Origin of the sequence: Citrobacter freundii ATCC 8090 = MTCC 1658 = NBRC 12681 (assembly GCF_011064845.1) — a bacterium.
In the GTDB taxonomy this organism is placed as follows: domain Bacteria; phylum Pseudomonadota; class Gammaproteobacteria; order Enterobacterales; family Enterobacteriaceae; genus Citrobacter; species Citrobacter freundii.
Genome location: NZ_CP049015.1, coordinates 2,820,804 through 2,842,760 on the forward strand (window position 1 = coordinate 2,820,804; position 21,957 = coordinate 2,842,760).

At 47.9% G+C, this 21,957-nt stretch carries 35 protein-coding genes and 1 pseudogene; 19 read left to right on the top strand and 17 right to left on the bottom strand.

Annotated features, from left to right (window positions below; all coding sequences use genetic code 11):
- Positions 1-824 precede the first annotated feature (824 nt).
- The gene (locus G4551_RS23865; RefSeq protein ID WP_162835200.1) at positions 825-995 is read left to right on the top strand and encodes a YnfU family zinc-binding protein; all 171 of its coding nucleotides are present in this window, start codon (positions 825-827) and stop codon (positions 993-995) included.
- 407 nt (positions 996-1,402) lie between these two features.
- On the opposite strand, the gene cspE is transcribed toward G4551_RS23865, so the two are convergent.
- Positions 1,403-1,618 (bottom strand): transcription antiterminator/RNA stability regulator CspE, encoded by a 216-nt coding sequence (gene cspE / locus G4551_RS13560; protein WP_003841948.1) that lies wholly within the window; start codon positions 1,616-1,618, stop codon positions 1,403-1,405.
- Positions 1,619-1,914: 296 nt separating this feature from the next.
- Between cspE and cspF the strand changes: the two genes are divergently transcribed.
- On the top strand, positions 1,915-2,127 hold the full coding sequence (cspF, locus tag G4551_RS13565; RefSeq protein ID WP_003841946.1) for a cold shock-like protein CspF: 213 nt from the start codon (positions 1,915-1,917) through the stop codon (positions 2,125-2,127).
- Positions 2,128-2,189: 62 nt separating this feature from the next.
- Complete coding sequence (locus tag G4551_RS24120) at positions 2,190-2,279, top strand: hypothetical protein (protein ID WP_420022586.1); 90 nt, start codon at positions 2,190-2,192, stop codon at positions 2,277-2,279.
- A 134-nt stretch (positions 2,280-2,413) separates the two neighbouring features.
- Here G4551_RS24120 and G4551_RS13570 read toward each other — a convergent pair whose 3' ends face one another.
- The 9 genes from G4551_RS13570 to G4551_RS13610 all read right to left on the bottom strand — a co-directional run bounded on the left by G4551_RS13570 (position 2,414) and on the right by G4551_RS13610 (position 6,795).
- Positions 2,414-2,845 (bottom strand): antiterminator Q family protein, encoded by a 432-nt coding sequence (locus tag G4551_RS13570; protein WP_042270662.1) that lies wholly within the window; start codon positions 2,843-2,845, stop codon positions 2,414-2,416.
- A gap of 14 nt (positions 2,846-2,859) precedes the next feature.
- Positions 2,860-3,552, bottom strand: coding sequence for a DUF968 domain-containing protein (locus G4551_RS13575; RefSeq protein ID WP_003841943.1), 693 nt, complete (start codon positions 3,550-3,552; stop codon positions 2,860-2,862).
- Positions 3,549-3,908, bottom strand: a complete 360-nt coding sequence (locus G4551_RS13580) for a RusA family crossover junction endodeoxyribonuclease (RefSeq protein WP_032941336.1) — start codon at positions 3,906-3,908, stop codon at positions 3,549-3,551. The genes G4551_RS13575 and G4551_RS13580 overlap by 4 nt, the downstream gene beginning before the upstream one ends.
- Positions 3,909-3,910: 2 nt before the next feature.
- On the bottom strand, positions 3,911-4,117 hold the full coding sequence (locus tag G4551_RS13585; protein WP_003841940.1) for a hypothetical protein: 207 nt from the start codon (positions 4,115-4,117) through the stop codon (positions 3,911-3,913).
- Complete coding sequence (locus G4551_RS13590) at positions 4,117-4,716, bottom strand: DUF1367 family protein (protein ID WP_003841938.1); 600 nt, start codon at positions 4,714-4,716, stop codon at positions 4,117-4,119. Before G4551_RS13590 ends, G4551_RS13585 begins: the two co-directional genes overlap by 1 nt.
- A 34-nt stretch (positions 4,717-4,750) precedes the next feature.
- Positions 4,751-4,999, bottom strand: a complete 249-nt coding sequence (locus G4551_RS13595) for a hypothetical protein (protein WP_071524344.1) — start codon at positions 4,997-4,999, stop codon at positions 4,751-4,753.
- A 110-nt stretch (positions 5,000-5,109) separates the two neighbouring features.
- Positions 5,110-5,343: a DinI-like family protein gene (locus tag G4551_RS13600; protein WP_003841935.1), complete on the bottom strand. Its 234-nt coding sequence runs from the start codon at positions 5,341-5,343 to the stop codon at positions 5,110-5,112.
- A 275-nt stretch (positions 5,344-5,618) separates the two neighbouring features.
- Complete coding sequence (locus G4551_RS13605) at positions 5,619-5,984, bottom strand: hypothetical protein (protein ID WP_003841934.1); 366 nt, start codon at positions 5,982-5,984, stop codon at positions 5,619-5,621.
- Between the two features lie 514 nt (positions 5,985-6,498).
- A complete protein-coding gene (locus G4551_RS13610) occupies positions 6,499-6,795 on the bottom strand; it encodes a transcriptional regulator (protein ID WP_003841932.1) in 297 nt (98 codons plus the stop codon).
- Between the two features lie 103 nt (positions 6,796-6,898).
- On the opposite strand from G4551_RS13610, the gene G4551_RS13615 reads away from it, so the two are divergent.
- From G4551_RS13615 to G4551_RS13625, 3 genes are all read left to right on the top strand, one after another.
- Positions 6,899-7,285: a helix-turn-helix domain-containing protein gene (locus G4551_RS13615; protein ID WP_032941338.1), complete on the top strand. Its 387-nt coding sequence runs from the start codon at positions 6,899-6,901 to the stop codon at positions 7,283-7,285.
- A 150-nt stretch (positions 7,286-7,435) separates the two neighbouring features.
- Positions 7,436-7,909, top strand: a complete 474-nt coding sequence (locus tag G4551_RS13620; protein ID WP_003841927.1) for a DUF6932 family protein — start codon at positions 7,436-7,438, stop codon at positions 7,907-7,909.
- On the top strand, positions 7,906-8,838 hold the full coding sequence (locus tag G4551_RS13625) for a hypothetical protein (protein WP_003841925.1): 933 nt from the start codon (positions 7,906-7,908) through the stop codon (positions 8,836-8,838). The genes G4551_RS13620 and G4551_RS13625 overlap by 4 nt, the downstream gene beginning before the upstream one ends.
- Before the next feature lie 32 nt (positions 8,839-8,870).
- Here the strand turns inward: G4551_RS13625 and G4551_RS13630 are convergent, their stop codons facing one another.
- Positions 8,871-9,077, bottom strand: a complete 207-nt coding sequence (locus tag G4551_RS13630; protein WP_032941339.1) for a hypothetical protein — start codon at positions 9,075-9,077, stop codon at positions 8,871-8,873.
- A gap of 215 nt (positions 9,078-9,292) precedes the next feature.
- The gene (locus tag G4551_RS13635) at positions 9,293-9,439 is read right to left on the bottom strand and encodes a hypothetical protein (protein ID WP_155267880.1); all 147 of its coding nucleotides are present in this window, start codon (positions 9,437-9,439) and stop codon (positions 9,293-9,295) included.
- Here G4551_RS13635 and G4551_RS13640 point away from each other — a divergent pair.
- The 4 genes and pseudogenes from G4551_RS13640 to G4551_RS13655 all read left to right on the top strand — a co-directional run bounded on the left by G4551_RS13640 (position 9,438) and on the right by G4551_RS13655 (position 11,070).
- Positions 9,438-9,644, top strand: coding sequence for a hypothetical protein (locus G4551_RS13640; protein ID WP_003841921.1), 207 nt, complete (start codon positions 9,438-9,440; stop codon positions 9,642-9,644). The two genes, G4551_RS13635 and G4551_RS13640, sit on opposite strands and share 2 nt — an antisense overlap.
- 11 nt (positions 9,645-9,655) lie before the next feature.
- Positions 9,656-9,817: a YdaE family protein gene (locus tag G4551_RS13645; protein ID WP_003841919.1), complete on the top strand. Its 162-nt coding sequence runs from the start codon at positions 9,656-9,658 to the stop codon at positions 9,815-9,817.
- 21 nt (positions 9,818-9,838) lie between these two features.
- Positions 9,839-10,191, top strand: a pseudogene (locus G4551_RS13650) (DNA breaking-rejoining protein).
- A gap of 126 nt (positions 10,192-10,317) precedes the next feature.
- A complete protein-coding gene (locus G4551_RS13655; protein WP_032941340.1) occupies positions 10,318-11,070 on the top strand; it encodes a RecE family exodeoxyribonuclease in 753 nt (250 codons plus the stop codon).
- On the opposite strand, the gene G4551_RS13660 is transcribed toward G4551_RS13655, so the two are convergent.
- Positions 11,063-12,231 (bottom strand): IS3 family transposase gene (locus G4551_RS13660; RefSeq protein ID WP_085951607.1). Its coding sequence is split into 2 segments (ribosomal slippage): positions 11,063-11,982 and positions 11,982-12,231, totalling 1,170 coding nucleotides; the frame shifts between segments, so codons are not numbered across the junction. The genes G4551_RS13655 and G4551_RS13660 overlap by 8 nt on opposite strands.
- Positions 12,232-12,616: 385 nt before the next feature.
- On the opposite strand from G4551_RS13660, the gene G4551_RS23950 reads away from it, so the two are divergent.
- From G4551_RS23950 to G4551_RS13690, 6 genes are all read left to right on the top strand, one after another.
- On the top strand, positions 12,617-13,924 hold the full coding sequence (locus G4551_RS23950; protein ID WP_269149479.1) for a recombinase RecT: 1,308 nt from the start codon (positions 12,617-12,619) through the stop codon (positions 13,922-13,924).
- 34 nt (positions 13,925-13,958) lie between these two features.
- Positions 13,959-14,303: a hypothetical protein gene (locus G4551_RS13670; protein ID WP_003841644.1), complete on the top strand. Its 345-nt coding sequence runs from the start codon at positions 13,959-13,961 to the stop codon at positions 14,301-14,303.
- Positions 14,296-14,499: a hypothetical protein gene (locus G4551_RS13675; RefSeq protein WP_003841645.1), complete on the top strand. Its 204-nt coding sequence runs from the start codon at positions 14,296-14,298 to the stop codon at positions 14,497-14,499. Before G4551_RS13670 ends, G4551_RS13675 begins: the two co-directional genes overlap by 8 nt.
- A complete protein-coding gene (locus G4551_RS13680; RefSeq protein ID WP_003841647.1) occupies positions 14,486-14,728 on the top strand; it encodes a DUF4060 family protein in 243 nt (80 codons plus the stop codon). The genes G4551_RS13675 and G4551_RS13680 overlap by 14 nt, the downstream gene beginning before the upstream one ends.
- A gap of 64 nt (positions 14,729-14,792) precedes the next feature.
- Positions 14,793-15,065 carry an excisionase gene (locus tag G4551_RS13685; RefSeq protein ID WP_003841650.1) on the top strand — a complete coding sequence of 91 codons (273 nt, stop codon included), beginning with the start codon at positions 14,793-14,795 and terminating at the stop codon, positions 15,063-15,065.
- A complete protein-coding gene (locus tag G4551_RS13690; protein ID WP_003841651.1) occupies positions 15,034-16,119 on the top strand; it encodes a tyrosine-type recombinase/integrase in 1,086 nt (361 codons plus the stop codon). Before G4551_RS13685 ends, G4551_RS13690 begins: the two co-directional genes overlap by 32 nt.
- Positions 16,120-16,455: 336 nt before the next feature.
- Here G4551_RS13690 and G4551_RS13695 read toward each other — a convergent pair whose 3' ends face one another.
- From G4551_RS13695 to yobA, 3 genes are read right to left on the bottom strand one after another with little or no spacing between them, the layout of a single operon-like run.
- Positions 16,456-16,794, bottom strand: coding sequence for a YebY family protein (locus G4551_RS13695; RefSeq protein ID WP_003034934.1), 339 nt, complete (start codon positions 16,792-16,794; stop codon positions 16,456-16,458).
- A gap of 20 nt (positions 16,795-16,814) precedes the next feature.
- The gene (gene copD, locus G4551_RS13700; protein ID WP_003034931.1) at positions 16,815-17,687 is read right to left on the bottom strand and encodes a copper homeostasis membrane protein CopD; all 873 of its coding nucleotides are present in this window, start codon (positions 17,685-17,687) and stop codon (positions 16,815-16,817) included.
- 3 nt (positions 17,688-17,690) lie between these two features.
- Entirely contained in the window at positions 17,691-18,065 is a 375-nt protein-coding gene (gene yobA / locus G4551_RS13705) for a CopC domain-containing protein YobA (protein ID WP_003841654.1), read from the bottom strand.
- Positions 18,066-18,208: 143 nt separating this feature from the next.
- Here yobA and G4551_RS13710 point away from each other — a divergent pair, with 143 nt between their 5' ends.
- The 3 genes from G4551_RS13710 to exoX all read left to right on the top strand — a co-directional run bounded on the left by G4551_RS13710 (position 18,209) and on the right by exoX (position 19,888).
- On the top strand, positions 18,209-18,439 hold the full coding sequence (locus tag G4551_RS13710) for a DNA polymerase III subunit theta (RefSeq protein WP_003034925.1): 231 nt from the start codon (positions 18,209-18,211) through the stop codon (positions 18,437-18,439).
- A 106-nt stretch (positions 18,440-18,545) separates the two neighbouring features.
- Positions 18,546-19,202, top strand: coding sequence for a carbon-nitrogen hydrolase family protein (locus tag G4551_RS13715; RefSeq protein ID WP_003841657.1), 657 nt, complete (start codon positions 18,546-18,548; stop codon positions 19,200-19,202).
- Positions 19,203-19,225: 23 nt separating this feature from the next.
- The gene (gene exoX / locus G4551_RS13720; RefSeq protein ID WP_003841659.1) at positions 19,226-19,888 is read left to right on the top strand and encodes an exodeoxyribonuclease X; all 663 of its coding nucleotides are present in this window, start codon (positions 19,226-19,228) and stop codon (positions 19,886-19,888) included.
- Here the strand turns inward: exoX and ptrB are convergent.
- Entirely contained in the window at positions 19,879-21,933 is a 2,055-nt protein-coding gene (gene ptrB / locus G4551_RS13725) for an oligopeptidase B (protein WP_003841660.1), read from the bottom strand. The two genes, exoX and ptrB, sit on opposite strands and share 10 nt — an antisense overlap.
- Positions 21,934-21,957: the final 24 nt, after the last annotated feature.

Here is a 21,957-nt window from a genome sequence, read left to right on the forward strand (position 1 = left end):
GTATAGAGCGGAACAGATAATGCAGCGTTGCCAGAAGCCACAACTCAATGTTTGCTGTCCGTGGTGCTCATTCTGGTCATAGCCCTACCTCCGATTTCTTCGGATGGCGCTGTGTGTGATGAAAGGCTCAGGCTTCACGGGCTGGATTTATCTACAAAGCACGTAGCGGATGTTTCCCGTAAGTCTGCAACTAGTGAATATGTCTGAAATATCAGAGTGTTTATTAAAACAACTCGATAAGTGTGGTAAAATCTGGATATATTCCTTTAATTTACTTTGTACCAATGATTACTAAACCCTGCCCCTTTTGCGGGAAACTGATCACCTTACATGCCCTGATGTGCCCACATTGCCAAACCGTAAACCCGTTCGTGAAGGCAGTTAAAAGAGAGAGATTTAAAAACGTTTGCCTCACCGCTATAGCGATCACCTTGGCAGGGGTTGTTATCTGGTTCTCTTTTTGAACATAAATTTAGTCGTTTGCACAAAATCCGACCTGCTTACCTTTCATGCAAAACAAAGTCGGCTGGGACGAACAGGAGGGGAGAGTAAAAAATCCGTTCAAATAACCAGTTCAAAAACAACATTGTTCCTGAGAGGAGAGTTCTCATCAGCAGGTTCTTTGCGAAACTGTTTTCTTAGTGCTATTCCCGCAAACACTGTCTTCTCGGTGCCTCATCACAATCAATCTATACTCGTTATCTTACTAATGGCTATATCAATTCAGTCACCGATATTTTTTATCAGCCCACATCTTTTCATAAAAATAAGATTTTCTGGGCAAATTAAGGTAAAGTTGAAGTCCATACATCAAGGAAAAGCCTATGTCAGAACGTAAAGACTCTAAATCACGCCGTAACTATCTTGTCAAATGCACCTGCCCAAACTGTACCCAGCAATCTGAACACAGTTTTTCAAGAGTACAAAAAGGTTCCCTTTTAATCTGTCCTCATTGCAATAAAGTATTCCAGACGAATCAAAAAGAAGCAGCCTGAATCTGTTTGAGATACTGTTTCTCGCACAGAATCACTTCATCTGTATTTTAAGATTAATTAAGCTACAGATAATAAAAAACCCGCTGGCTGCGGGTTTAGTATTTTCATATTAAATGAATAGTAATTATTGTGATATCTGGGAAAACCATCCCCTTGCGTACTTTATCGTGTAAAGCAAGCAGTCAGTCTCTGAACGTTAGACTTTTCGTGCAGTGAACCAACACTTAACGACAATGGTCAGTATACTTTCTCATTCAAGATTGAGATGAAATATGCTCACCGTTGCCTTTAATGCCGGATCAGTAACATTTTAACTCTACTGATCCAACAATACATCCATTACTTCTGTCAGTATGTCTACTCAGGCTTTAGCCGTCATCGATATTGCATACAGACAAATAAGGATTTTACTCTGTGATAGCTACGTTGCCAGCAACCGGACCTTTGGCACCATTCTCAATGGAGAATGAGACTTTTTGACCTTCGAACAAGGTGCGGAAATTATCGCTCTGGATAGCAGAGAAATGTACAAACACATCTTTACTACCATCAGCAGGAGAGATAAAACCGAATCCCTTATCAGCATTAAACCATTTTACTAAACCAGTCATTTTATTTGACATTTTTATTCCTTAATTTGGCCTTCCGGCGAACATGGTTTTATTACAGAAACTACTTAGCGCTTAGTGGAGAGACTCAAAGAAGGGATAAATATACAACACCTGAAATGAGAACTGCTTTAGTAAACTACTTTGTATTTTGTCTGTTCTTCAAACCGACCCAATCATTAACGCATGGGCGTATGTAATAATCAATGTTTATTTTAGCCGTCCAGATCTCACGATGGCCGAAAAGTATTTCTGGCATTATCTACAGGCATGTGTATAGTGCACCTCGTTATTAGCTTTAAGGAATTTTTTTGTCTCGTAAAATGACAGGAATTGTCACAGCCTTTGACTGCAAAAGCGGTAAAGGTCTAATCACCCCCTCCGATGGTCGCATAGATGTTCAGCTTCACATTTCAGCTCTAAATCTCCGTGACTCAGAAGTACTCCTTCCCGGATTGCGCGTTGAGTTTTGTCGAATAAATGGTCTACGAGGCCCATCTGCAGCGAACGTGTATCTCTCATGACTTGTAGCTCACCCTGACTTCTGGAATCATAAAAGAAAATTTAAAAACAGGGAGAGTTTCATATGTATCCGAAAATCTATCTAAACGACTGGCTAACAGGTCTTAAGAGCTCATGCTGCACGCTGATAGTGACTATACTCCTTTTCATCTAACCTGTTAGGTTGCCGCGTCCTGCTGGCCTCGGCTTGAAAACAGGGGCCAGGAATCATGGTATCATCTGGAAAATACTGCAAAATCAAGCTGATGTTGCAACAAGTTGCGGAGCGAAATAACAATAGTTAACAGACTAAATAGCTTTTTGGAATTCCACAACCTTTTTTGCTTTATATGTGTCTGTATTTTTTTTCGTGCATTCTATATCCATCTCCAGAGTTACATCCACCATCGCCAGGCAGCCTTCAATAAACCCCTCAGCAGCCTGCAGTCGCTTTAATACTTGCGTATGGGAAATTCCCAACTTTGTCCCCATAACACGAACGGGAATACAATGGATGTAATACCATTCAAGCATCACACATAAAAGAGGATCATGTTTCTTAAGCCTGGCCATAGCGCCATTAATAATTAACCCATCGTTATCACTGCAAGACAATCTGGTTTTGCATGCCTGGGGCAACAGCCCCTTGAATCCTGCTGCTACTGGAGAATAGTTCACTCCTGAACTATCGCTTGCCACCCAACCGCCCCATCGTTTTAAAGTCATCTGAATATCTCGCATGTTATCTCCCCTATTCATGCCAGTACGCCGATTGCCAGCGCACGATCTATAACCCGAAAAATAAGCAACAACTGGTCACCATATTTCGCTTCAAATGCCACAGAATCAGCATGCAACTCATCGTGATGTTCTCTGCACAGTGGTATAACAAACAAGTCGTGCGCCTTTGTTCCCATCCCCCCCTGTCCATGGCCAATCAGGTGATGCGGATCATCTGCCGGTCGCCTATAGCTTTCGCAGGGTTGAGTTTTAATCCATGCCAGATATCTGGGAGCCGTCCAGCGATTACCTATCGCCAGCTCTGCAGGTTGTTCGCTGTAGTGGTCACGCAAATGGTCATCACAATGTCCACACAGGAGAACCGATCCGGGTTCATGACGCATAGTGGTTAACTCGTGATAATGGTAATCGCTGTGTGGCCACTGGCAGCAATTACCGCCATAACACAGAAGCCAGTAATCAAGACCACTCAAACCACCAGCAGCCTTTATAACCTTTTCATCCAGGAAGAACGGCCTCAGGGACCCGTCACTGGCAAGCGGCTGGCGAACGTCAGGAACACGGCCAGCAGGCAACCGTTCCATGACTGCCGGCTGGCTTTCCACCAGTACACACTCACAACTGAATAATGACATGAGCTCGCTGCCCGGCTTGAGCAGCACAACTCCAAGCTCACGCGCAACCACCGGCTTCAGCAGCGCCCTCATTCTGCTATCTCCCCGATAACTATTTGTCCCTTTTCTCCCCATAATTTTGTGACGCGTGAATCCCAGATGTGAGCGTCATCTTCGTAAATGGCATCCATCAGCGCTTTCATCATGTTGTCGAAATCGGGTTTAGCTTGGTGTGGTTTACCGTTTAACTCAGCCCGTTTCTTTTTGTTCCAGCTCGCAGGCATCGGAAGAATGAAGGTGACATGCGAACCGCTTTCCGGCAGCTCAACACCCTGCAGACGAACTTCATCACAGAAAGCCCGGTAACGCAGAACCTCGGGGCGTTTTTTCCATTTGTCAGCGCGCGTCATTCTGGGCTTGCCCATTGGGGTGATATCGTAGACTTTCACATTCACCTCCAGATCCGTTGTTGCCAGGTTCTGTCCTGACGCGGAGGCTTAGATGTTTCTGGCAAGAACGCACTAATCGTCCAGTGAATGAAGTCATTATCCAGACTGCGCTCGGTCTTAATCTGCTTTGCGCGATAGCGGGCTTCCAGCTCGTCGGCTTGCTCGGTTGTGCATTCGTGATGGTGGAACCAGGAATATTTCATCGCCATCACCCCGCAAAACTCATGAGCTGCGCTGCGGCGTTTTCCGCTTCACGCTGAGTCTTGAATGCCCGGGACAATACCCAGCGCCACAGAACATCGAGCGCGGCTTTGTACAACTGCTGGAATTCAGTCTCTTCCATGTTGGCGAAAGCAATGCTGCGGGGGTGTTTACGAAGGGTTCCGTCAGGCAGTTGAATGGCGTCGTAGTGGCCAGCCTCGACAATTACCCAGGCTCGGTATGCATCAAAAGATTTGCAGGCGCTGATACTTCCTGCACGCCTGTCAGCGATTCGATCGAGGTATTGCTCAGCTGCATCAAGAAGCGCACCTTCGTTTCCACCAAATGCCGCGAGATATTTAGCGTACCCGGTCACCAATTTTCGTTCATTGGAGGAGATCGCCCCGCCAGTAGGTTCCCAGTATTCAAACCCGAGATTCAGGAGCGCAAAGAAACGGCGATGGAAAGCGGGATTCCTCACCTGACGAAATTCGGCTACCAGTACGGCACCGAGTTTGATTTTTGATTGCAGAATATCGCTGGTCTCGGGAGTGGCCGGGATCAGGATTCCTGAAGATTGCTTGATGAGTTGTAGTTCGTGCGCCATGGTTTCTCTCCGTGGCGCAGTAGGTTACGGTTGTTCAGACCGTTGATTTCATATTATCAGAAGGCGGAGTTACCCGGTAGCCGAGACGGCGGATAAATTGCACAAAACCATTGGGAGTAAAGACTTCTTCATCATCGAGCAAAGGTCGCATTGATACCATTCCATTAACGCGATATATCAGATGCCTGCCAGATGAAGGAAAGCTAAACATAACACAACCATCAGAACGTCTGACAAGGTCGTACCAATGATCATCTGATGCCTGCAATGCTGAATTACTCACTTTTTATTCTCCCTTCAATCGACACAGACGCGGTTAAAAGTTGTCGGCAACAGCATCAAAGGGATACACATTTTCGGTATTCTGTTATCTGCGCGCCGGCTAACCCAAGTTCAGTAAAACCAGTCGTCGGCGCTTTCCCATGTTTCCTGCAGGATTTCCTCCACCTTCGTTTTATCGCCCTTATCGCCACCGAAAACAGTCAGGCTATCGCCGCCAGCCCTGCGGATAACCAGAGAACAATTTTCATATTGATTCTGAAGTCGTTTAAGCAACTCTTTCTCAAGTGCAGGTATGGCGCGGCGCGGCAGGTCTTTTGATTTGTTGATGGTAAGTTCTATCTTCATAATTCCCTCTACATCAATATACTGTACATTTATACAGTAAACCTATTAAACCTCATATTCAAGTGGTTAATAGCACTTTTTGCCAAAGCCATATCTTTGTATACACTAAGTTTTTCCGAGCATTCGGAATTTACTAAATCGGAGAGGAAAAACTGTGTAGGCAAGAAAAAACCCGCCGAAGCGGGTTAGAAGTGCGGGTGCGTTGAGGATACCAAACTAAAAGAGTGGCGGGGATCGCTTCCGTCTTGCTCTCTTACTCAACTTCGTAGGTTAAATCAATGCAGCTTGTCATTTTTAGCGAGCGAATCTACAAAGCTTACCTGAGACGCATCTTCTTGCTGTCTTTTCTTCCCCAGTACATCAACACTACTGAGGTCTTTTTCTGCGGGCTTATTTAGTTTTGCCAACTGGTTCCTGAGGGATTTCATTTCGATTTTCAGGGTGGATATTTCATTGGTCATTTTTCCACCAGCCTCTTCCCACTCTTTAACGAGATTCCGGCGGGCTTTCTCGTAGTCATCCTGCAGCAGACGCTTCAGGTCATGGATTTTTAACTGAACAACGATATTAGCAGCGCAAAAAACATATACGCTTAAGGCTAAAAAAGAAAAAATCAGTACGGCGATGTCGTTAATCGGCATGAACCCTTCACCCTCCCAATGTAAAGACCGTATAATCTTACTGTATTCACACTCAGACCATTACTCCTATGACTTGTTTCCACTCTCGTCAGCATTGGTTCGTTCTAACTCCCACTCAACATCCCTCCCCTGGTACTGCGGCATTACCTCACCTTTGTCTACACTTGTCACAACCTTGTATGACTCATTTTTCCACAAGCCAGTCTGTGGGCAGATCTGGCCTGATGAACACGATGAAACCGATGGTCTTGAGTATGGGTTGTCATTAGTGCTGTAGAAATTACCGTATCCAGAACCATTTATTGAAGAAACCATAAAAACACCACTTAAATAACCAGACATAATTGCTCAAAGCGGCAATTAATGCTGATTATTAACAATGTCACATCCTAACTGTGAATTTAGTCACACCAATACCATCAAGAAACGTTACTGCGTAGTCGCGAGCATGGCTGTACGACAGTCATTCCAACCCTCCGCGTACATTTTGGCGTCCTGCCAGTTTGTCTGTACGTCAGGGTATGTTGTTTCGACCGTGGTTGGCTCTGCCACTATCGGTGCTGGCTACTCTTTGATATGCAGCCGCGGTTCCCTGAGCTGGTAATCCATCCGTAGGGTTGGGATACAAATCTGGTCGAAGTTCATGTGGTGTAATACCTGTAACCCTGAAAATCGGTAATACGCGGTCCGGAGGAACAGCACCTTTATAACGCGTTTTCCAGCGGCTAACCGACATGGGCTTTATGCCCAGTAATGCTGCAAGATTGCTGGCATTACCTGCTTTTTTGATAGCTTTCTCTAATCCGTTCATCATTGTCTCCAAAAGATACACGAACAAATTAAGCCTTAGACTTAAATACAAATCAAGCCTTGGGCGAGTTTTATTTTATAAGCAAAAGGCTTATTCTTTTGATATGGCTGAGAAAAAAATACTTAACCCGATTCTCATCGAGCGTTTGACAGAACTGACGCAGCGGGGAATGACAAAATCTGATATGGCAAGGGTTGCAGGGATTACTCCGCAATCCGTAAATGGCTGGTTTAAAAAAGGGGTTATCAGCAAAAATTCAGCATTAGCTGTTGCTGATGCTGCTGGGGTATCCGTCCCCTGGCTACTTGGTGAGGATGTCGGAGAGAAGGATGGCCTTAAGCCTGACGAACAGCGCCTGCTGGAGCTCTACCGCCAACTGCCAGAAGAAGAACAACAGAACATGTTGCGGATCGTATCTCTGCGATTGAAAGAGCTCGACGAACTATACGCGAAGTACATGGGGCGTAGAATTAGAAGTGAACCAGAATAATGTGTTTACTTTCAAATGGTTAGTCTAATATAAATTTGTTATCGTGTGCCTAACAAGCAAGGTATATTTTTCACGACGCATACGAAAATAGCACTTAGATCAAAAACTCGACACTACACAAAAACGTAAATACTTACAGCAAGGCAATGCATGCAAAAGTTGTGTTTTCCCCCGTTACTTACCGCGGGTTTCCATGATTTTGATGACGACGGACTGAAGCGTTTATGTGTTGATAGCTTTCCAAAGTCATTGCGCCGAAATGATTTATACTGTAAATATATACAGCATATGAAATTCATTCGCGACATTAACCTGCAAATAAAATGTTTTAGCGAAGTTTGGATAGATGGTTCATTTACTACAGAAAAACCAGAGCCAGATGATATTGATTTGCTTTTAGTTTTAGATTATCAAGCATTGAATCAGTTACCTTCTACATTGCATGGTCAGGTAGGAGCAATGCTGGATCGTCAATACGTAAAGCAGAATTTTAATATTGATGTTCTGCTCTTGGCTGAAAACCACCCTCAAGTTAACTATAGTGAAAGAAGAAGTTACTGGCGCGGTTGGTTTGGTTTTGATCGTAAGGAGAATCCAAAGGGTTTGGTGAGGATCATGCTATGAACGATGATAAAATTTTCAAGTCATTAAATGACAGAATTGCTTTCGTTCAGCGTGAGGTTGACTCTCTTTCCCTAACGAGTAATCACACTTTTGCTGATAGAGTTTTATTCAACTCTATGGATTCTCATTTAAGCGATTTACTGGAAGAAAAACGTCACATCGAGTCGAGACACCCACTGGTTGACTTCATGGAGTTACGCCTCAGAGGGACTTTGGTTGATTTTGGAACAATTCCTTTAGAGCTTCTTTCTGCATTATCTGGCAGTTTGGCAGGGCTAATTCAAAAAGCGACACACAGAATCTCAAGCGGTAAAGACTCCAGTAGAGTACCGCAAAGTATAAGAACACAACTAGATATGCGGCTTGCTGACTTAACACCAGGCTCAACAAGGTTAGCTATCACCTTTTCAACAGGATCGTGTGAATTGGTTGATACTGTTTCGAGCCATGCTGTTAAGGAGATTTTTTCACTTTTAGGCACTGATAGTGACGTTGAGTTCATCTCGAAAATTGCTGAAATAGGTACAAATTCTGCCGCCAGTTTGCAAAAAATTGCCCAAGAATGTGAAAAGAACAACTTAAACTTTGATCTTAGTTGGGTTGGCCCTCTTAGTAATGGAAAACGCCATGTTTCATTGAACAATGAACGTTTACGTAAGTTATCTCAGCGCCTAATGACCACACATGTATCCAAACCTTACGATGAAGTTATCACCGGTGAATTAGCTTTATTATCTATGTTCGGGAAATTGGAAATAGTCAATGAATTCGGCAAGTTTAAATGCTCATATCCTATTGAAATGCTTGGTAACTTGCAAAGTAAATATAAGGTAGGGGAGCGTGTGAGCGTAATTGCGACGGTTACAGAAATACACAACGAGAGACTGAATTACGTCAAAAAAAATCTAATGATTAAAAGTTTCCAGTAAAGTTTTGACTCCCGGCCTTCGCGCCGGGTTTTTTATTGCCCTTTTCTCATCATAGCTGCCGCATCCCGCAATACACCTTTGTGAATCACATTTCCCACTGCCCTGCGCTTAGCCTCTAGGCTGTCAACAATTGCATACCGGCTGATCACAATCCCGTTAGCTATCAGACTGACAACTGCACCACCAATCTCACCCGCAATGAATGCTGCGCGGTCTTCTTCCAGTTCGTCACGATCCATAACCAACCCTCTATGATGCTTTTCTGACCATAGCATCCTCTACTCACGTGTATTCGTCAAAAAATAAGCCCGAAACTTAACCATGAGATTAGTTGAAGGCTTGACACCAATTAAGTCTGAGGCTTAATATAAATCCACATCAACACAACCACCGAGGCAGGACGCCCACGAAGTAGCCGTCCGGGGCATACGAAGACCGGAATGAGGTGGCGAGATTAACGCGCAGTAGGTTTGAAATGTTCCGCCAGCCTGGCGACAAGGGCAAACACAGAAGTGAGCTTCGCGGTGGCGAATTGCAGAGTGAAAAAATCAGCGCCGCAGCGCCACCAGCGAAGTTCACTCAGAAAACTGGAGAACATCATGGTTCATCAGCACTACGGTACACAGACAGTAAACCGCGGCGCAGTTCAGCCGGGGATGCTCGTCAAACACAAAGACTCAACCTGGACGGCATCAGCTAACGCTCGCGGACGTTTGTATCTGCATCGCGGCGTGGAGATGACTTACACCAAGGATTTGCTGGTTGAAGTTTATCTAAACGGTCTGGGGCATGGCCTCAGGCACTAGCGGAGGATGTCATGTTAGACAAGAAATGCGGATATTGCGGCAAGCCGGTTAAAACTGAAGAAGTAATCAAAAGCACCCTTCTCTATCGCAACGGCTCACAGCTGGCACGCAAAGAGAAAGAGTATTGTTCCAAGCGCTGCGCTTCTTACGACCAGATGGCGCACGAAGGCTAAATAGCAGTCCCAAAATATGAAATTAAAAATTCGCCATTAGTTTGGCGTGGATTCTTACACCCTGAATAAACCAACAGGAATAATTTATGAAAATCGTAAAAGTCGAATTAAATCTGAAAGCAGTAAATAAAGAAATTGCTTTATTCAACTGCGAAAAGAAAGTGTCTGGCGTTATTCACTCAATCAAAAACGGTGCAACAACCGTCGTTCTCGATGGCGGCTATGTGCTCGGTCAGTTCGATTGCCCTCACTGTGCAGTAACAGCCATTTCACTGCTTGCGGTGCAGGTGAGCGATGGTGATAAGGCAGGTTTTGGTAACTACCGCAGCTACAAACTCGATTACTCAGAAAGAGTTTTCAGCATCGTGCATTAAGAAAACGCCCACCGAAGCGGGCGTGCCCTGTCCGGTCCAACCGACCAAAGCGTACCGGACATAACAACCTGCTATATCGGGGTGCTGTTAAGGCACCTCCATTCTACACGAATCGAGGATAAAGTAATGAGTGGAACTAATCCTGTATTTTTAGTCCGCAGAGCAAAAAAACAATCCGGTAATAAAGATGCGGTGCTCTGGTGCAGCGATGATTTTGAGGCTGTAAATGCAACACTGGATTATTTGTTGATTAAAACTGGCGCGAAGCTGAAAAATTATTTTAAAGCTGTAGCCACTAATTTTCCAGTCGTTAATGAGTTGCCTCCAGAAGGCGAACTCAGCTTAACGTTTTGCGATTTCTACCGCCTCCGCGACGACAATATGACATGGGAACAAATCCCAGGTGTTACGTTGCCCTCTTCTGATGCGGCCGCCGAAGCACGTCAGCATATCGTTAACGGTGTTGATACCTCCACCGGAGAAATTGTCGATCAATCTCAGTTAGACCAGTCTGACAACAATGGCCTGGACGTCGATGAATACGACGATGAATACACCCGGTACCCGATCGTTCAGATGCCCTTCCGTAAGCAACTATTGTCCCAGTTCACATCCGATGCGCTTCGTCATCATCTCACTCTGACAGAGCATAAAGAGATAGTCGGTCTGGAAATGGATACCGATAACGGATACGTCCAGAACCTGATACTTGCAGCCGAAAGTGTCGAAGGTATCAAGAAACTCGACATGCCGTTCCTCTGGCAATATACGAAAGCAATGAAGGACGTATTTGATCCAGAAAAACGCCACGAGCTTTCTCTTATGTTGCATTTTTCTAAAGCCTGGATTGAAACCACGCATATTGTAGTGGTCAACTAAAACTGGCCACGGCTTTAGAGTTTTTCCAGTATCGGTTTTCCGATTCGTTTGGGGGCAACCCACCGTTATAGTCATGCGGCCTTAGCGAGCTGTAATACCCGACGATATAGTCTGTGATCGCATGAGCAGCATCGCTAAAGTTTATATAACCTGTCACTGGCACCCACTCGTTTTTCAGACTACGGAAGAAGCGTTCCATCGGGCTGTTGTCCCAACAGTTTCCACGTCGGCTCATACTCTGCCTGATCTGGCAACGCCACAGTAACTGCCGGAACTGCCTGCTTGTATAGTGGCTACCCTGGTCACTGTGGAACATCACTCCGACTGGTTTACCGCGAGCTTCCCACGCCATTTCCAGCGCTCTGATGGTCAGCTTGCTATCCGGCGAGAATGACATTGCCCAGCCCACTGGTTTCCTTGCGAACAGATCGAGAACAACTGCAAGGTAAGCCCAACGCTTGCCTGTCCAGATGTACGTCACATCGCCGCACCACACCTGGTTAGGTTCTGTCACTGCGAACTGTCGCTCAAGGCGATTCGGGATAGCGATGTGTTCATGACCAACACGTTTATACCGGTGGGTAGGCTGCTGACAACTCACCAGCCCCAGTTCTTTCATGAGCCTGCCAGCAAGCCAGCGTCCCATTCTGAAGCCTCTCAGGGTTGCCATAATGGCGATACTTCTTGCGCCAGCAGAGCCATGGCTGATGTTATGCAGCTCCCGAACCTGGCTGCGTAACACAGCTCGCCAGCCGTCTGGCTTTTCGGCGCTTTTCTCCCAGTATTTGTAGCTACTGCGATGAACCCCGAACACGTGGCAGAGTGTGACCACAGGATACTGCGCTCTGAGTTTCCCGATTAACGAGAATTGTTCAGGGAGTCTGACATCAAGAGCGCGGTAGCCTTTTTTAATATGTCGTTTTCCATTTCAATGCGTTGTAGCTTTTTCTTCAGCTCACGTATTTCAATCTGTTCCGGGGTTATAGGGGAGGCTTTAGGTATTTTGCCCTGTCGTTCATCCCGCAACTGCTTTACCCATCGCGTCATGGTAGAAAGACCCACATCCATAGCACTGGCCGCAGCTGCAACGGTGTAGTTCTGATCAAGGACCAGTTGAGCGGATTCACGTTTAAACTCTGCGCTGAAATTTCTTTTTTTCATTGAGGCACCTGTAATGTTCTGAGGTGAGCATATCACCTCTGTTCAGGTGGCCAAATTCAGTAAACCACTACATATTGATCGCGGCACCTTAGTAAAAGAGTGGATTGCCGGGAACCGCATCAGCAAGGTGTTGCCACCAAACACGCCGGAGAAAGCGCCAGAGAAAAAAGAAAAGTTAACGACAGTGACGGCAGAACGCTACAAACGTGCCGTTGCTCAGTCTATCTATAACCTGAATGTTGAATCCTGTATTGCCCGCATTTATCCCGACGCGGAACCCGGTTCAATTACGGTAGAACAATTAAAATCAGCGAAAGAACTCATCGACTCTCGCGATGACATACAAGCCAAAGTTATTAAAGTCATTTCTCAAATTAATGACATCATGGATTACGATGCCCTCTCAATTTTTGGCGTCACTCGCGCTATTGACTGGAGTGACTGCCTGAATATCGGTCCTGTAATACTGCGAGATCAGGCGCGTAAGTGGCTGGCTGAAAACGGCATCTATTCCAACGGTAAGAAGTCGAACGGCTATAGAGAATGGGAGGAAGATCCTCGCTCGGCGCGCCACTCCGATAGCCCATCAACGGAAGAAGTTGGTAAGCAACTTGCTGCTCAGCGTGGAGAGTTCGTCGAGGGTATCAGCGACCCTGATGATCCTAAATGGGTAAAAACTGAGACAAGCCAGCAGTCTGCAGAAACAGAGCTGGTTAAAAATGTCGGTAACGGAATATTCGACGTTACGGCTTTGCTGCAGAACTCAGCAACTCATGGCACGAAAAAAGCTACGGAGACCACCAGCAATGTGCAGGTTCAAGAAACTGTCAGTGATGAAAAACAGGCTGGTGATGCGCTGCATACAGGCAAGAGCAGTGTGGAAACTGGTGAAGAGTCACATACCAGCCAGCAAGCCGATGTAAACCAGAATACAAATTCTGTCCCCCAAAATAGCGATTCTGTAAACCAAACCGAACCAGTTGCGGCACAAACCGAGCCAGAAGCGCAATCTGACGAACCGGCTATTGTTTACCCCGCTTACTTCGAGCCAGGCCGCTATGAGGGTTTGCCGAACGAGGTTTATCACGCAGCGAACGGTATCAGCTCTATCACCACACGTAACTCGCCACTGTGGAAAACAGCGCCGAAGCAGCAGATCGCTTATTTGGCAGTGAAGTACTGGGCACGCTTGTACTGCCCTGAAGTCATCCTCGGCGTCTACAGCCCAGATGAAGTTGAGCCGCGTACTGAGAAAGAGATTAACCCGGCACCGAAGCACGTTAACCTGGCTGAAATTTCTGGTGACACCGTCACAACCACGCAAAGCGCACAGGAATCGTCGGTAAATATCGACTCTCTTGCCGATGATTTCCGCGAACGAATCGATGCCGCTCAGGATGTTGATAGTGCAAAAGCACTGCGCGCTGATATCGAAAGCGCGAAGACCACGCTCGGTTCAGCCCTGTTCACTGAGCTGAAGAACAAAGCGGTGAAGCGCTACTACCTGGTTGATTCACGTAACAAGGTTGAGGCCGCGATCAACTCCCTGCCGTCTCCGGGCGAACCGGATGCAACGGCGCGTTTCGGGGAAGTTGAGCGAGTTCTTGCAACTGCGAAACGTCATCTGGGCGACGAGCTGCACGATCAGTTCAGCATCACCCTGGCGGATATGAAACCGGAATACGTGGCCTAAGGGAGGCGGGAGGGTCCGCCCTCCCGGTAACAAGATGAGTAAATCTTTAAACGCACGCTGCATCCGCCGCTGGGAAATTGAGTTCAAAGGGCGTTGCGATTCGAAAGTAAGTCCTTGGTGGCGCAAACACCACCTTCGCGGTTACATCCGGGAATGCGCCCTGGCAACTGCCGACTGCATGGTTGAGCGTATGGCTGAGGACAACGCTCTGGTTGATTTTCAAGATAATGGTCGCGGCTGGTCACCGGAGTTCTCTGCCTGGTACCACGAACGCCGAGAACAGTACCTCAAAGAGGCGCGCGACTATCTAAACGAAGACGCCACCAATGACGAGATCGACGAGGAAATCCAGAACGAGCTGGAGGCCTGGAATGACTGAGCTGAATTATAACCCGGCAGACCCCGATAAAATGCAACTCCCGAAGGGTAAGACCTGCGGCGACTGCGCCCATATCCGTCGCTGTAAGGCAATTTTCGGGCATACCGAAACCGATGCCTATTGCGATTGGTCGCCGTCCCGAGCGGTTTTCCGTCAACCATCGAATCCAGAAGGCGGTGACCATGCGATTAATTAACCGAGGCAACCAGCAATCCCCGTTAGCGCGTCAGGCATGCGACATAGCACTGGCCACTCATGCAGAACGTTACGGCGACTATGGCCGCAGCAAGATGAAGGAGACGTACACGGTGAGAGTTGAAGGTGTGAAGGTATGGGTGGAAGTGGTGAACCGTAAGGCGAGCTATGTGGCCACGGCAATGACAGGTATGCGCCGGTTGCGCGCGCTGCCGGGTCAGGTGAGTTGATAACGATATTTCATTAACAGTTTTCCGGCAGCTCTATAATAAGTTGCCGGAAGCCGGAGGTAGTATGGCCAAGCTTCTTAATCTGCTGGAATGGGCGAATTCAACTTATTCAACCCCACCGTCTCTTTCAACACTTCGCCGCTGGGCGCGGGAGGGGCGTATTTACCCTGCTCCGGAACTTCACGGCAAAGAATATAAGGTTCAGCCAGATGCCATCTATGTGGATCCGAGCAAAAAGAACCTTCGTCACAAAGCAAAACGCATATCGCTGCCAACTGGCGGCACTCTACTGGAGAGACTGACTCATGGCGAAAAGGCCAGTACGTTACGACGCTAACCTGCCCCGTAACCTGACCTATCGTAAAAGAGACAGGCTTTATAGCTGGCGAAACCCGATTACCGGTCAAGAATTATCTCTTGGCCGGATCGACAGAAAGGACGCCATTTCTCAGGCCATCGAGGCCAACAACTACATCGACCAAAATTACCTTCCGTCAGCGCTGCTTGACCGCATAAAGGAAACACCAACATTTACGGTGAAAGCGTGGCTTGAGCGCTACGAAGTAATTCTTGAGCGAAGAGAATTAAAGCCCAACACGATGAAGGTCAGGCGCAATCAGATCGCCACTATCAGTGATGAATTCGGACGTATGCCGCTATCGGCGGTCAGCACAAAGGACATATCTACTTTCCTGGAGAGTTACATACTCTGCGATAAGAAGAGCATGGCCTCCGGCCTGCGTTCGGTATTGTTGGATATTTTCAGAGAGGCGATCGTCGAGGGGCATATTGAAAGGAATCCGGCAGAGCCGACAAGAACGCCGACACCCAAAGTGAAGCGCGAGCGTCTTCTACTTGAACAGTTCGAGATAATAAGGGATGCCGCAACCGCCCATTCCGAATGGGCTGCAAATGCTTGTGACCTGGCGCTGGTCACCGGGCAAAGAAGAGAGGACGTATCGTTGTTCAGATTCAGCGATATCAGGGATGGAAGATTGTTTGTCACGCAGGAAAAGACAGGTCACAAATTAGCGTTGCCGCTTGATTTGCGACTGGACTCTGCTGATTTGGTATTGCAGGATGTTATTGACCGTTGTCGTAAAAACAACCCGTCAGACTTCATGCTTTATTCAGCGGTGAGACGTGGCGGCAGGAAGCCAGGGCCATTAACTCCGGACGGAATTACCCAGGCATTTTCTGATATCAGGGATTCTACAGAGTTAAAGTTTGGTCCCAACCCTCCTCCTTTCCATGAGATCAGGAGCTTGGCGAGCAGACTGTATGAAAGGGAGCGCGGAGAGGATTTCGCACAGAGACTGCTGGGGCATAAAAATTTAACAATGACCAAAAAATACCTGGACGCACGCGGTGCAGAATATGTTATGGTTTAGACAGGATATGGAAATTTCGAGTAATTTTCGTGGGATTACGTGATAGCACCGAAAAAACCCAACGAAAACAAGTACATAAAAAGAGACCGAATACGATTCCTGTATTCGGTCCAGGGAAATGGCTCTTGGGAGAGAGCCGTGCGCTAAAAGTTGGCATTAATGCAGGCTAAGTTACCCTGCCATTTAAGAATAGATGACAGCGCCAGGTTTTCCAGTCCGCGACTAAAGTGGCCGGAAAAAAAGGACGTTTGTTACGCATCCAAACGCAAAAACCGCAAGTTCTCGTGTGAGATCCTTGCGGTTTTTTATTGGAAATCAGAGCGCTACATCTGACAATTAGCAGAGCTTTTCTGCACGCTCCACAAACGGTGCCAGGCTCATTTTTTCGCCCGGTTTCGCCGGATCATCAATCTGGATAATCTCGATCGGCTTTGCCGTGGTTTTTCCGCTCTCCATCTGCTGTCTGGCAACATCATTCAACGGGTATTGTACCAGCGTACTGGGATTGATGACATACAGCGCGTTACCCGGGCGGCAGGTCAGCATCACCTCTTCCCGATTAAACGCCCACTTATCTTTGCCAACCTCAAAACGGCTGACGGTAATGACCTGCGGCGCAGCCAGCGCGGCTCCGGAGCTTGCCAGGAGTAATAAAGAGATAATGATTTTTTTCATGCGTTTCGCCAGTCCATCAATCAGAAAGGTTCAAGGGTTGCGAACAGGCTGACAATTGCCAGCACAACGGCTCCTATACCCCATTCCAGCTTGGTCATCCAAATAAAATAGAGAGTCATGCCGCGGTTATCCTGCTGCATGCGTGGTACCAGAACATACCGATTCACCAGCGCAATCGCCACCATTAGCATGACCAGGGCACCTTTTAACAAAAGCAGCCGCCCGTAAGCCATGTGCCAGGGAACAGAAAAACCGACAATAAACAGCGCATTCATAATACCGGTAAGTAAAACACCAATAACAAAAAGATGCCCGTAGCGGGAGAAACGCATCATGGTGCTGATGGCCTGTTCTCGCCAGCGGCCATGCGCCATTCGCATACAGTAAAGTACGGGTAGCAGGCCACCGAACCAGGCGGCGGCGCATATCAGATGCAAGGCATGGTTAACCTGCTGGATTGCCCCAGTAATACCACTATGCAGCGTCGCATGCCCGACGCCAGCCAGCAAAATAAACTGCGCAATCGTCAGCATTAACAGCCGTCGCGGCATGCTACGCGGTACGATAATAACCACCACCAGAGTGACCAGCGCGAGGATAATCTGCCATAACCAGACGCCGCCAAACTGCGTTTGCAACACCGCGCCCCATACATCTGTAGAGATAACATCCCGCCAGCCTGAGCCCATTAACCCACCCTGGATCGCCAGCATCAGCGTCGCGCTGATAAAGCTCCACGTTGCGGCATGCCGTTGCAGACGCAAAAAACGACGCATCATTAAACGACGAACCGAAACGGGAGCCAGCCATGCGCCGTAAAGCGCACAACCAAACACCAGCATCAAAGTGGTAAAATGGATAAACCGTAATGCAACCCAGGTAAATGCCAGCATCGGTTATTTCACGCTAAAGGTATATTGCCCCTTCGTCTTGTGACCATCCACGGAAACAACGTGCCAGTCGACCGTATATTTTCCTGCTTCAAGTGTTTGATCAAGCGGAACAATCAGCTGCGTTTTGTCCTGCTCACTGCGTGACGCCTTGCCCGTTTTGATCTGTTCTTTGTTTGGACCTGTCAGGGTTGCGCCGCTGAATCCCGGCTCTACGCCTTCAGAAAAATTCAGCGTCAACGCCTGAGGAGATGCCACAACCTCGGCATTAGCAGCCGGGCTTTGTTTTGTGAGGTGGGCATGCGCCAGGGCGGCGGGCGTTGCCAGCACGCTGGCGAGTACGATGAGAGCGCTGCGAAGCATAGATGCAGATGAAGCCATTTCAACTATTCCTTTTTGTTATGTCTAATCTATAGAGAATAACCTTCTACAATGATCGAGTCGAGAATCATCATTTCGGTCTTGCCATTAATGCACACTCTTAGTAACTTTGCGCGCCGAAAGACAGAGAAAAGGAGAAGCCCATGAACATCAATCTGGCCAAACTTGAGCAAGCGGAAATGGATAAGGTCAATGTTGACCTGGCCGCTGCGGGTGTAGCGTTTAAGGAGCGATACAACATGCCGGTTGTTGCCGAAGTTGTTGAGCGTGAACAGCCCGAACATTTACGCGACTGGTTTCGCGAAAGACTCATCGCGCACCGACTGGCATCCGTTTCCCTTTCACGTTTACCTTACGAGCCTAAAGTTAAATAAAACTTATACTACGTTACGATTCCTTACATGATGGCTGCTACAGTATAAGTATATTCTTAATCTATACTTTCAGGATGATTGTAGACACTATGAAAAGGAAATCATTATGTCACACTGGAAAATCGCAGCAGCGCAGTACGAACCTCTTCACACCTCAGTTACCGAGCATGTCGCACATCACCTGCAATTCATTCAGGCAGCCGCCCAATGCCAATGTGAATTGCTGGTCTTTCCTTCCCTCTCCTTGTTAGGTTGTGTTGATGAACATGACGCGCTTCCTGCCCCGCCCGATGAAGCGCTGTTAGAACCTCTCGCCCATGCCGCCGTGACTTATCGTATGACAATCATTGCGGGACTACCGGTGGAACATAACAACCGGTTCGTAAAAGGCATCGCGCTCTTTTCTCCCTGGATGACCTCGCCCTTAACGTTTCATCAAAGTCACGGAGCCTGTATCGCCAGACAGCAAAATGCCATTAGCGTAGTGGATAGCCAACCGGAAGGAATCGATATCGACCCGGCTTACTCCCTGTTCACGAGCAGTCAGTCCATTAGCGAACCCGAATTGCTCTCCTCCACATCTCGTCTACAGAGTTTCTCGCATAAGTTTGCCATAGCTGTATTAATGGCCAACGCGCGTGGCAGCAGCGCGTTATGGGATGAGCGAGGCCGATTGATTGTTCGCGCAGACAGCGGTTCTTTGCTGTTAACCGGTCAACGCACGCCACGGGGTTGGCAAGGTGATATCATTCCATTACGCTAGTCGTTTTGGGTCAGGAGCATGGCATGTTGCGCATAATAGATACAGAAACCTGTGGTCTACAGGGAGGCATTGTTGAAATTGCTTCTGTCGATGTGGTTGACGGAAAAATAGTCAACCCAATGAGCCACCTGGTACGCCCTGACCGCCCCATCAGCCCACAGGCGATGGCTATCCATCGCATTACTGAAGCAATGGTGGCCGATAAGCCGTGGATTGAAGACATCATCCCGCAGTATTACGGCAGCGAGTGGTACGTGGCGCACAATGCCAGCTTTGACCGCCGCGTATTACCCGATATGCCCGGAGAGTGGATTTGCACCATGAAGCTCTCCCGTCGTTTGTGGCCGGGGATCAAATACAGCAACATGGCGCTGTATAAATCGCGCAAGCTGAGCGTACAGACGCCAGCGGGTCTCCACCATCACCGCGCCCTGTACGACTGCTACATCACTGCTGCACTCCTGATCGACATCATGCAGACGTCAGGCTGGACAGCCGATCAAATGGTCGATATTACCGGCCGTCCCGCGTTACTCACTACTTTCACTTTTGGTAAGTACCGCGGAAAACCGGTATCAGAAGTGGCTGAACGCGATCCGGGCTATCTGCGCTGGTTATTTAATAACCTTGATAATATGAGCCCGGAACTGCGATTAACGCTAAAACACTATTTGGATCACGCCTGAGCAGGCAGTGTTCCCTGCGCCAGTCCAATCAAAAAAGCGTACTCAAGAGCCACACCTTCGTAAGATTTAAAACGCCCGGATTTACCGCCGTGTCCGGAATCCATATCCGTGCAAAGTAGCAGCAAACGATCGTCCGTTTTCAGCTCACGCAGTTTTGCCACCCATTTTGCTGGTTCCCAGTATTGCACCTGGGAATCGTGTAATCCCGTCGTGACCAGCAGATGCGGATACGCCTGCGCGGTTACATTGTCATACGGACTGTAGCTTTTCATATAGGTGTAATACTCTTCGTCCTGCGGATTACCCCACTCTTCAAACTCACCGGTCGTCAGGGGAATTGATTCATCCAGCATTGTGGTCAGCACATCGACAAACGGCACCTGAGCAATAACACCATGGAAGCGTTCCGGGCGCTCATTAATGGCGACGCCCATTAACATGCCCCCGGCGCTTCCTCCCATGCCATAACATAACTCAGGCGCGCCATAGCCCATTTTTAGCAGCGCATCACAGACGTCGAGGTAATCATTAAAAGTATTTTTCTTGCGCAGAAACTTACCGTCCTCGTACCACTGTTGTCCTAATTCACCACCGCCACGCACATGGGCAATGGCGTAAACAAAGCCGCGATCCAGTAAGCTTAAACGGCTGCTGCTGAAATCGGCATCCATGCTGGCGCCATATGAGCCATAGCCATAAACCAGTAACGGATTTTTTCCTTTCAGGAAATACTTTTGATGATAAACCAGCGAAACCGGAACCTCGGTGCCATCACGTGCCGTTATCCATACGTGTTCGCTACGGTAATTCGCCGCATCAAATCCGGGGACCTCCGTCTGCTTAAGCACACGACGTTCCCCGGTGTCCATATCCAGTTCAAACAATGTGTCCGGGGTAGTCATGGAGGAATAGCCATAGCGCAGGCGCGATGTCTCCGGCTCTGGATTATAGGCAAGCCAGGTCACATATGCCGGATCGTCAAAGGCGATCCCGACCACTTCGCGCGTTTTACGATTAATCTGCCGCAAGCTGGTTAAGCCCCGCTGACGCTCTTCTACCACCAGCCAGTCGGTGAATAACGTAAAGCCCTCCAGCATCACGTTGTCACGCGGTGGGATCAGCATCTCCCAGGCTTGCTCATCACGAACACGGGTACGGTACAGGCCGAAATTTTTCCCCTGACGGTTGGAGCGCAGATAAAAGTTGTGCTGATAGTGATCGAGACTGTATTCGTGGTCTTTGCGTCGCGCTAAAAAGACCAACGGTTCGGCATCTGCCAGTTCTGCATCAAGCAACAAAACTTCACTGGTGGTCGCACTGGCAATGTGGATAATCACATAATGCAATGATGTGGTTTTATGCAGACTGACATAAAACATGTCATCGGCTTCTTCATACACCAGCTCATCCAGTGACGATGGCGAACCGACTGTATGTCGCCAGACCTGATACGGCAATAACGTCGTTTCGTGCTTGCGCACGTAATAGAAAGTCTGAGAATCATTCGCCCATACGAGATCCGCTTCGACGTTTTCCAGCACTTCCGGATACCAGTTGCCGCTTTGCAGGTTGCGAAAACGCACGCCATATTGCCGGCGAGAGAGATAATCTTCGGCCAGTGCCATGATGGTGTTATCCGGTGATATCGCCAGTCCTCCCAGCGTATAAAACTCGCTGTGTGCCGCGCGCTGGTTCCCATCCAACAAAGTGTCCCAATCATCCCACTCTTCACTGAAGGCAGACTGACGCTGATAAATGGCATATTCGCACCCCGGTTCATAAATATGCCGGTAGCGATAACCATTCTTAACATAGGGGGCAGAAGCATCCTGAGGCGGGATACGGTCGATAATCTCTTTCAGGACGCGATCCTGCAAAGCCTGCTGCGAGGCCATAACCTGACGGCCATACGCATTTTCTTGTTGCAGATAATCCAGCACTTCTGGCTGCGAGCGAGTGTCATCTCGCAACCAGTAATAATTATCAACACGAGTATCGCCATGCTGCGTCATGGCGTGGGGAATACGAGAAGCTTTTGGTAGCATGTCATTGTTCTTTTGCTTAAACAT

What these genes read in the sequence shown, in the direction of transcription:
- G4551_RS13690 (WP_003841651.1), top strand. Translation starts at nt 15,034, where the DNA reads ATGGCGAAAAGGCCAGTACGTTACGACGCTAACCTGCCCCGTAACCTG.
- G4551_RS13600 (WP_003841935.1), bottom strand. Translation starts at nt 5,343, where the DNA reads ATGAAGATAGAACTTACCATCAACAAATCAAAAGACCTGCCGCGCCGC.
- G4551_RS13695 (WP_003034934.1), bottom strand. Translation starts at nt 16,794, where the DNA reads ATGAAAAAAATCATTATCTCTTTATTACTCCTGGCAAGCTCCGGAGCC.
- G4551_RS13655 (WP_032941340.1), top strand. Translation starts at nt 10,318, where the DNA reads ATGAGTGGAACTAATCCTGTATTTTTAGTCCGCAGAGCAAAAAAACAA.
- G4551_RS13670 (WP_003841644.1), top strand. Translation starts at nt 13,959, where the DNA reads ATGAGTAAATCTTTAAACGCACGCTGCATCCGCCGCTGGGAAATTGAG.
- G4551_RS13635 (WP_155267880.1), bottom strand. Translation starts at nt 9,439, where the DNA reads ATGATGTTCTCCAGTTTTCTGAGTGAACTTCGCTGGTGGCGCTGCGGC.
- G4551_RS13675 (WP_003841645.1), top strand. Translation starts at nt 14,296, where the DNA reads ATGACTGAGCTGAATTATAACCCGGCAGACCCCGATAAAATGCAACTC.
- yobA (WP_003841654.1), bottom strand. Translation starts at nt 18,065, where the DNA reads ATGGCTTCATCTGCATCTATGCTTCGCAGCGCTCTCATCGTACTCGCC.
- G4551_RS13645 (WP_003841919.1), top strand. Translation starts at nt 9,656, where the DNA reads ATGTTAGACAAGAAATGCGGATATTGCGGCAAGCCGGTTAAAACTGAA.
- cspE (WP_003841948.1), bottom strand. Translation starts at nt 1,618, where the DNA reads ATGTCAAATAAAATGACTGGTTTAGTAAAATGGTTTAATGCTGATAAG.
- G4551_RS13685 (WP_003841650.1), top strand. Translation starts at nt 14,793, where the DNA reads ATGGCCAAGCTTCTTAATCTGCTGGAATGGGCGAATTCAACTTATTCA.
- G4551_RS23865 (WP_162835200.1), top strand. Translation starts at nt 825, where the DNA reads ATGTCAGAACGTAAAGACTCTAAATCACGCCGTAACTATCTTGTCAAA.
- exoX (WP_003841659.1), top strand. Translation starts at nt 19,226, where the DNA reads ATGTTGCGCATAATAGATACAGAAACCTGTGGTCTACAGGGAGGCATT.
- G4551_RS13615 (WP_032941338.1), top strand. Translation starts at nt 6,899, where the DNA reads ATGGCTGAGAAAAAAATACTTAACCCGATTCTCATCGAGCGTTTGACA.
- G4551_RS13585 (WP_003841940.1), bottom strand. Translation starts at nt 4,117, where the DNA reads ATGGCGATGAAATATTCCTGGTTCCACCATCACGAATGCACAACCGAG.
- G4551_RS23950 (WP_269149479.1), top strand. Translation starts at nt 12,617, where the DNA reads ATGGATTACGATGCCCTCTCAATTTTTGGCGTCACTCGCGCTATTGAC.
- G4551_RS13625 (WP_003841925.1), top strand. Translation starts at nt 7,906, where the DNA reads ATGAACGATGATAAAATTTTCAAGTCATTAAATGACAGAATTGCTTTC.
- G4551_RS13610 (WP_003841932.1), bottom strand. Translation starts at nt 6,795, where the DNA reads ATGAACGGATTAGAGAAAGCTATCAAAAAAGCAGGTAATGCCAGCAAT.
- G4551_RS13605 (WP_003841934.1), bottom strand. Translation starts at nt 5,984, where the DNA reads ATGCCGATTAACGACATCGCCGTACTGATTTTTTCTTTTTTAGCCTTA.
- G4551_RS13575 (WP_003841943.1), bottom strand. Translation starts at nt 3,552, where the DNA reads ATGAGGGCGCTGCTGAAGCCGGTGGTTGCGCGTGAGCTTGGAGTTGTG.
- copD (WP_003034931.1), bottom strand. Translation starts at nt 17,687, where the DNA reads ATGCTGGCATTTACCTGGGTTGCATTACGGTTTATCCATTTTACCACT.
- G4551_RS13710 (WP_003034925.1), top strand. Translation starts at nt 18,209, where the DNA reads ATGAACATCAATCTGGCCAAACTTGAGCAAGCGGAAATGGATAAGGTC.
- G4551_RS13630 (WP_032941339.1), bottom strand. Translation starts at nt 9,077, where the DNA reads ATGGATCGTGACGAACTGGAAGAAGACCGCGCAGCATTCATTGCGGGT.
- G4551_RS13620 (WP_003841927.1), top strand. Translation starts at nt 7,436, where the DNA reads ATGCAAAAGTTGTGTTTTCCCCCGTTACTTACCGCGGGTTTCCATGAT.
- ptrB (WP_003841660.1), bottom strand. Translation starts at nt 21,933, where the DNA reads ATGCTACCAAAAGCTTCTCGTATTCCCCACGCCATGACGCAGCATGGC.
- G4551_RS13570 (WP_042270662.1), bottom strand. Translation starts at nt 2,845, where the DNA reads ATGCGAGATATTCAGATGACTTTAAAACGATGGGGCGGTTGGGTGGCA.
- G4551_RS13715 (WP_003841657.1), top strand. Translation starts at nt 18,546, where the DNA reads ATGTCACACTGGAAAATCGCAGCAGCGCAGTACGAACCTCTTCACACC.
- G4551_RS13640 (WP_003841921.1), top strand. Translation starts at nt 9,438, where the DNA reads ATGGTTCATCAGCACTACGGTACACAGACAGTAAACCGCGGCGCAGTT.
- G4551_RS13590 (WP_003841938.1), bottom strand. Translation starts at nt 4,716, where the DNA reads ATGGCGCACGAACTACAACTCATCAAGCAATCTTCAGGAATCCTGATC.
- G4551_RS13680 (WP_003841647.1), top strand. Translation starts at nt 14,486, where the DNA reads ATGCGATTAATTAACCGAGGCAACCAGCAATCCCCGTTAGCGCGTCAG.
- G4551_RS24120 (WP_420022586.1), top strand. Translation starts at nt 2,190, where the DNA reads ATGTATCCGAAAATCTATCTAAACGACTGGCTAACAGGTCTTAAGAGC.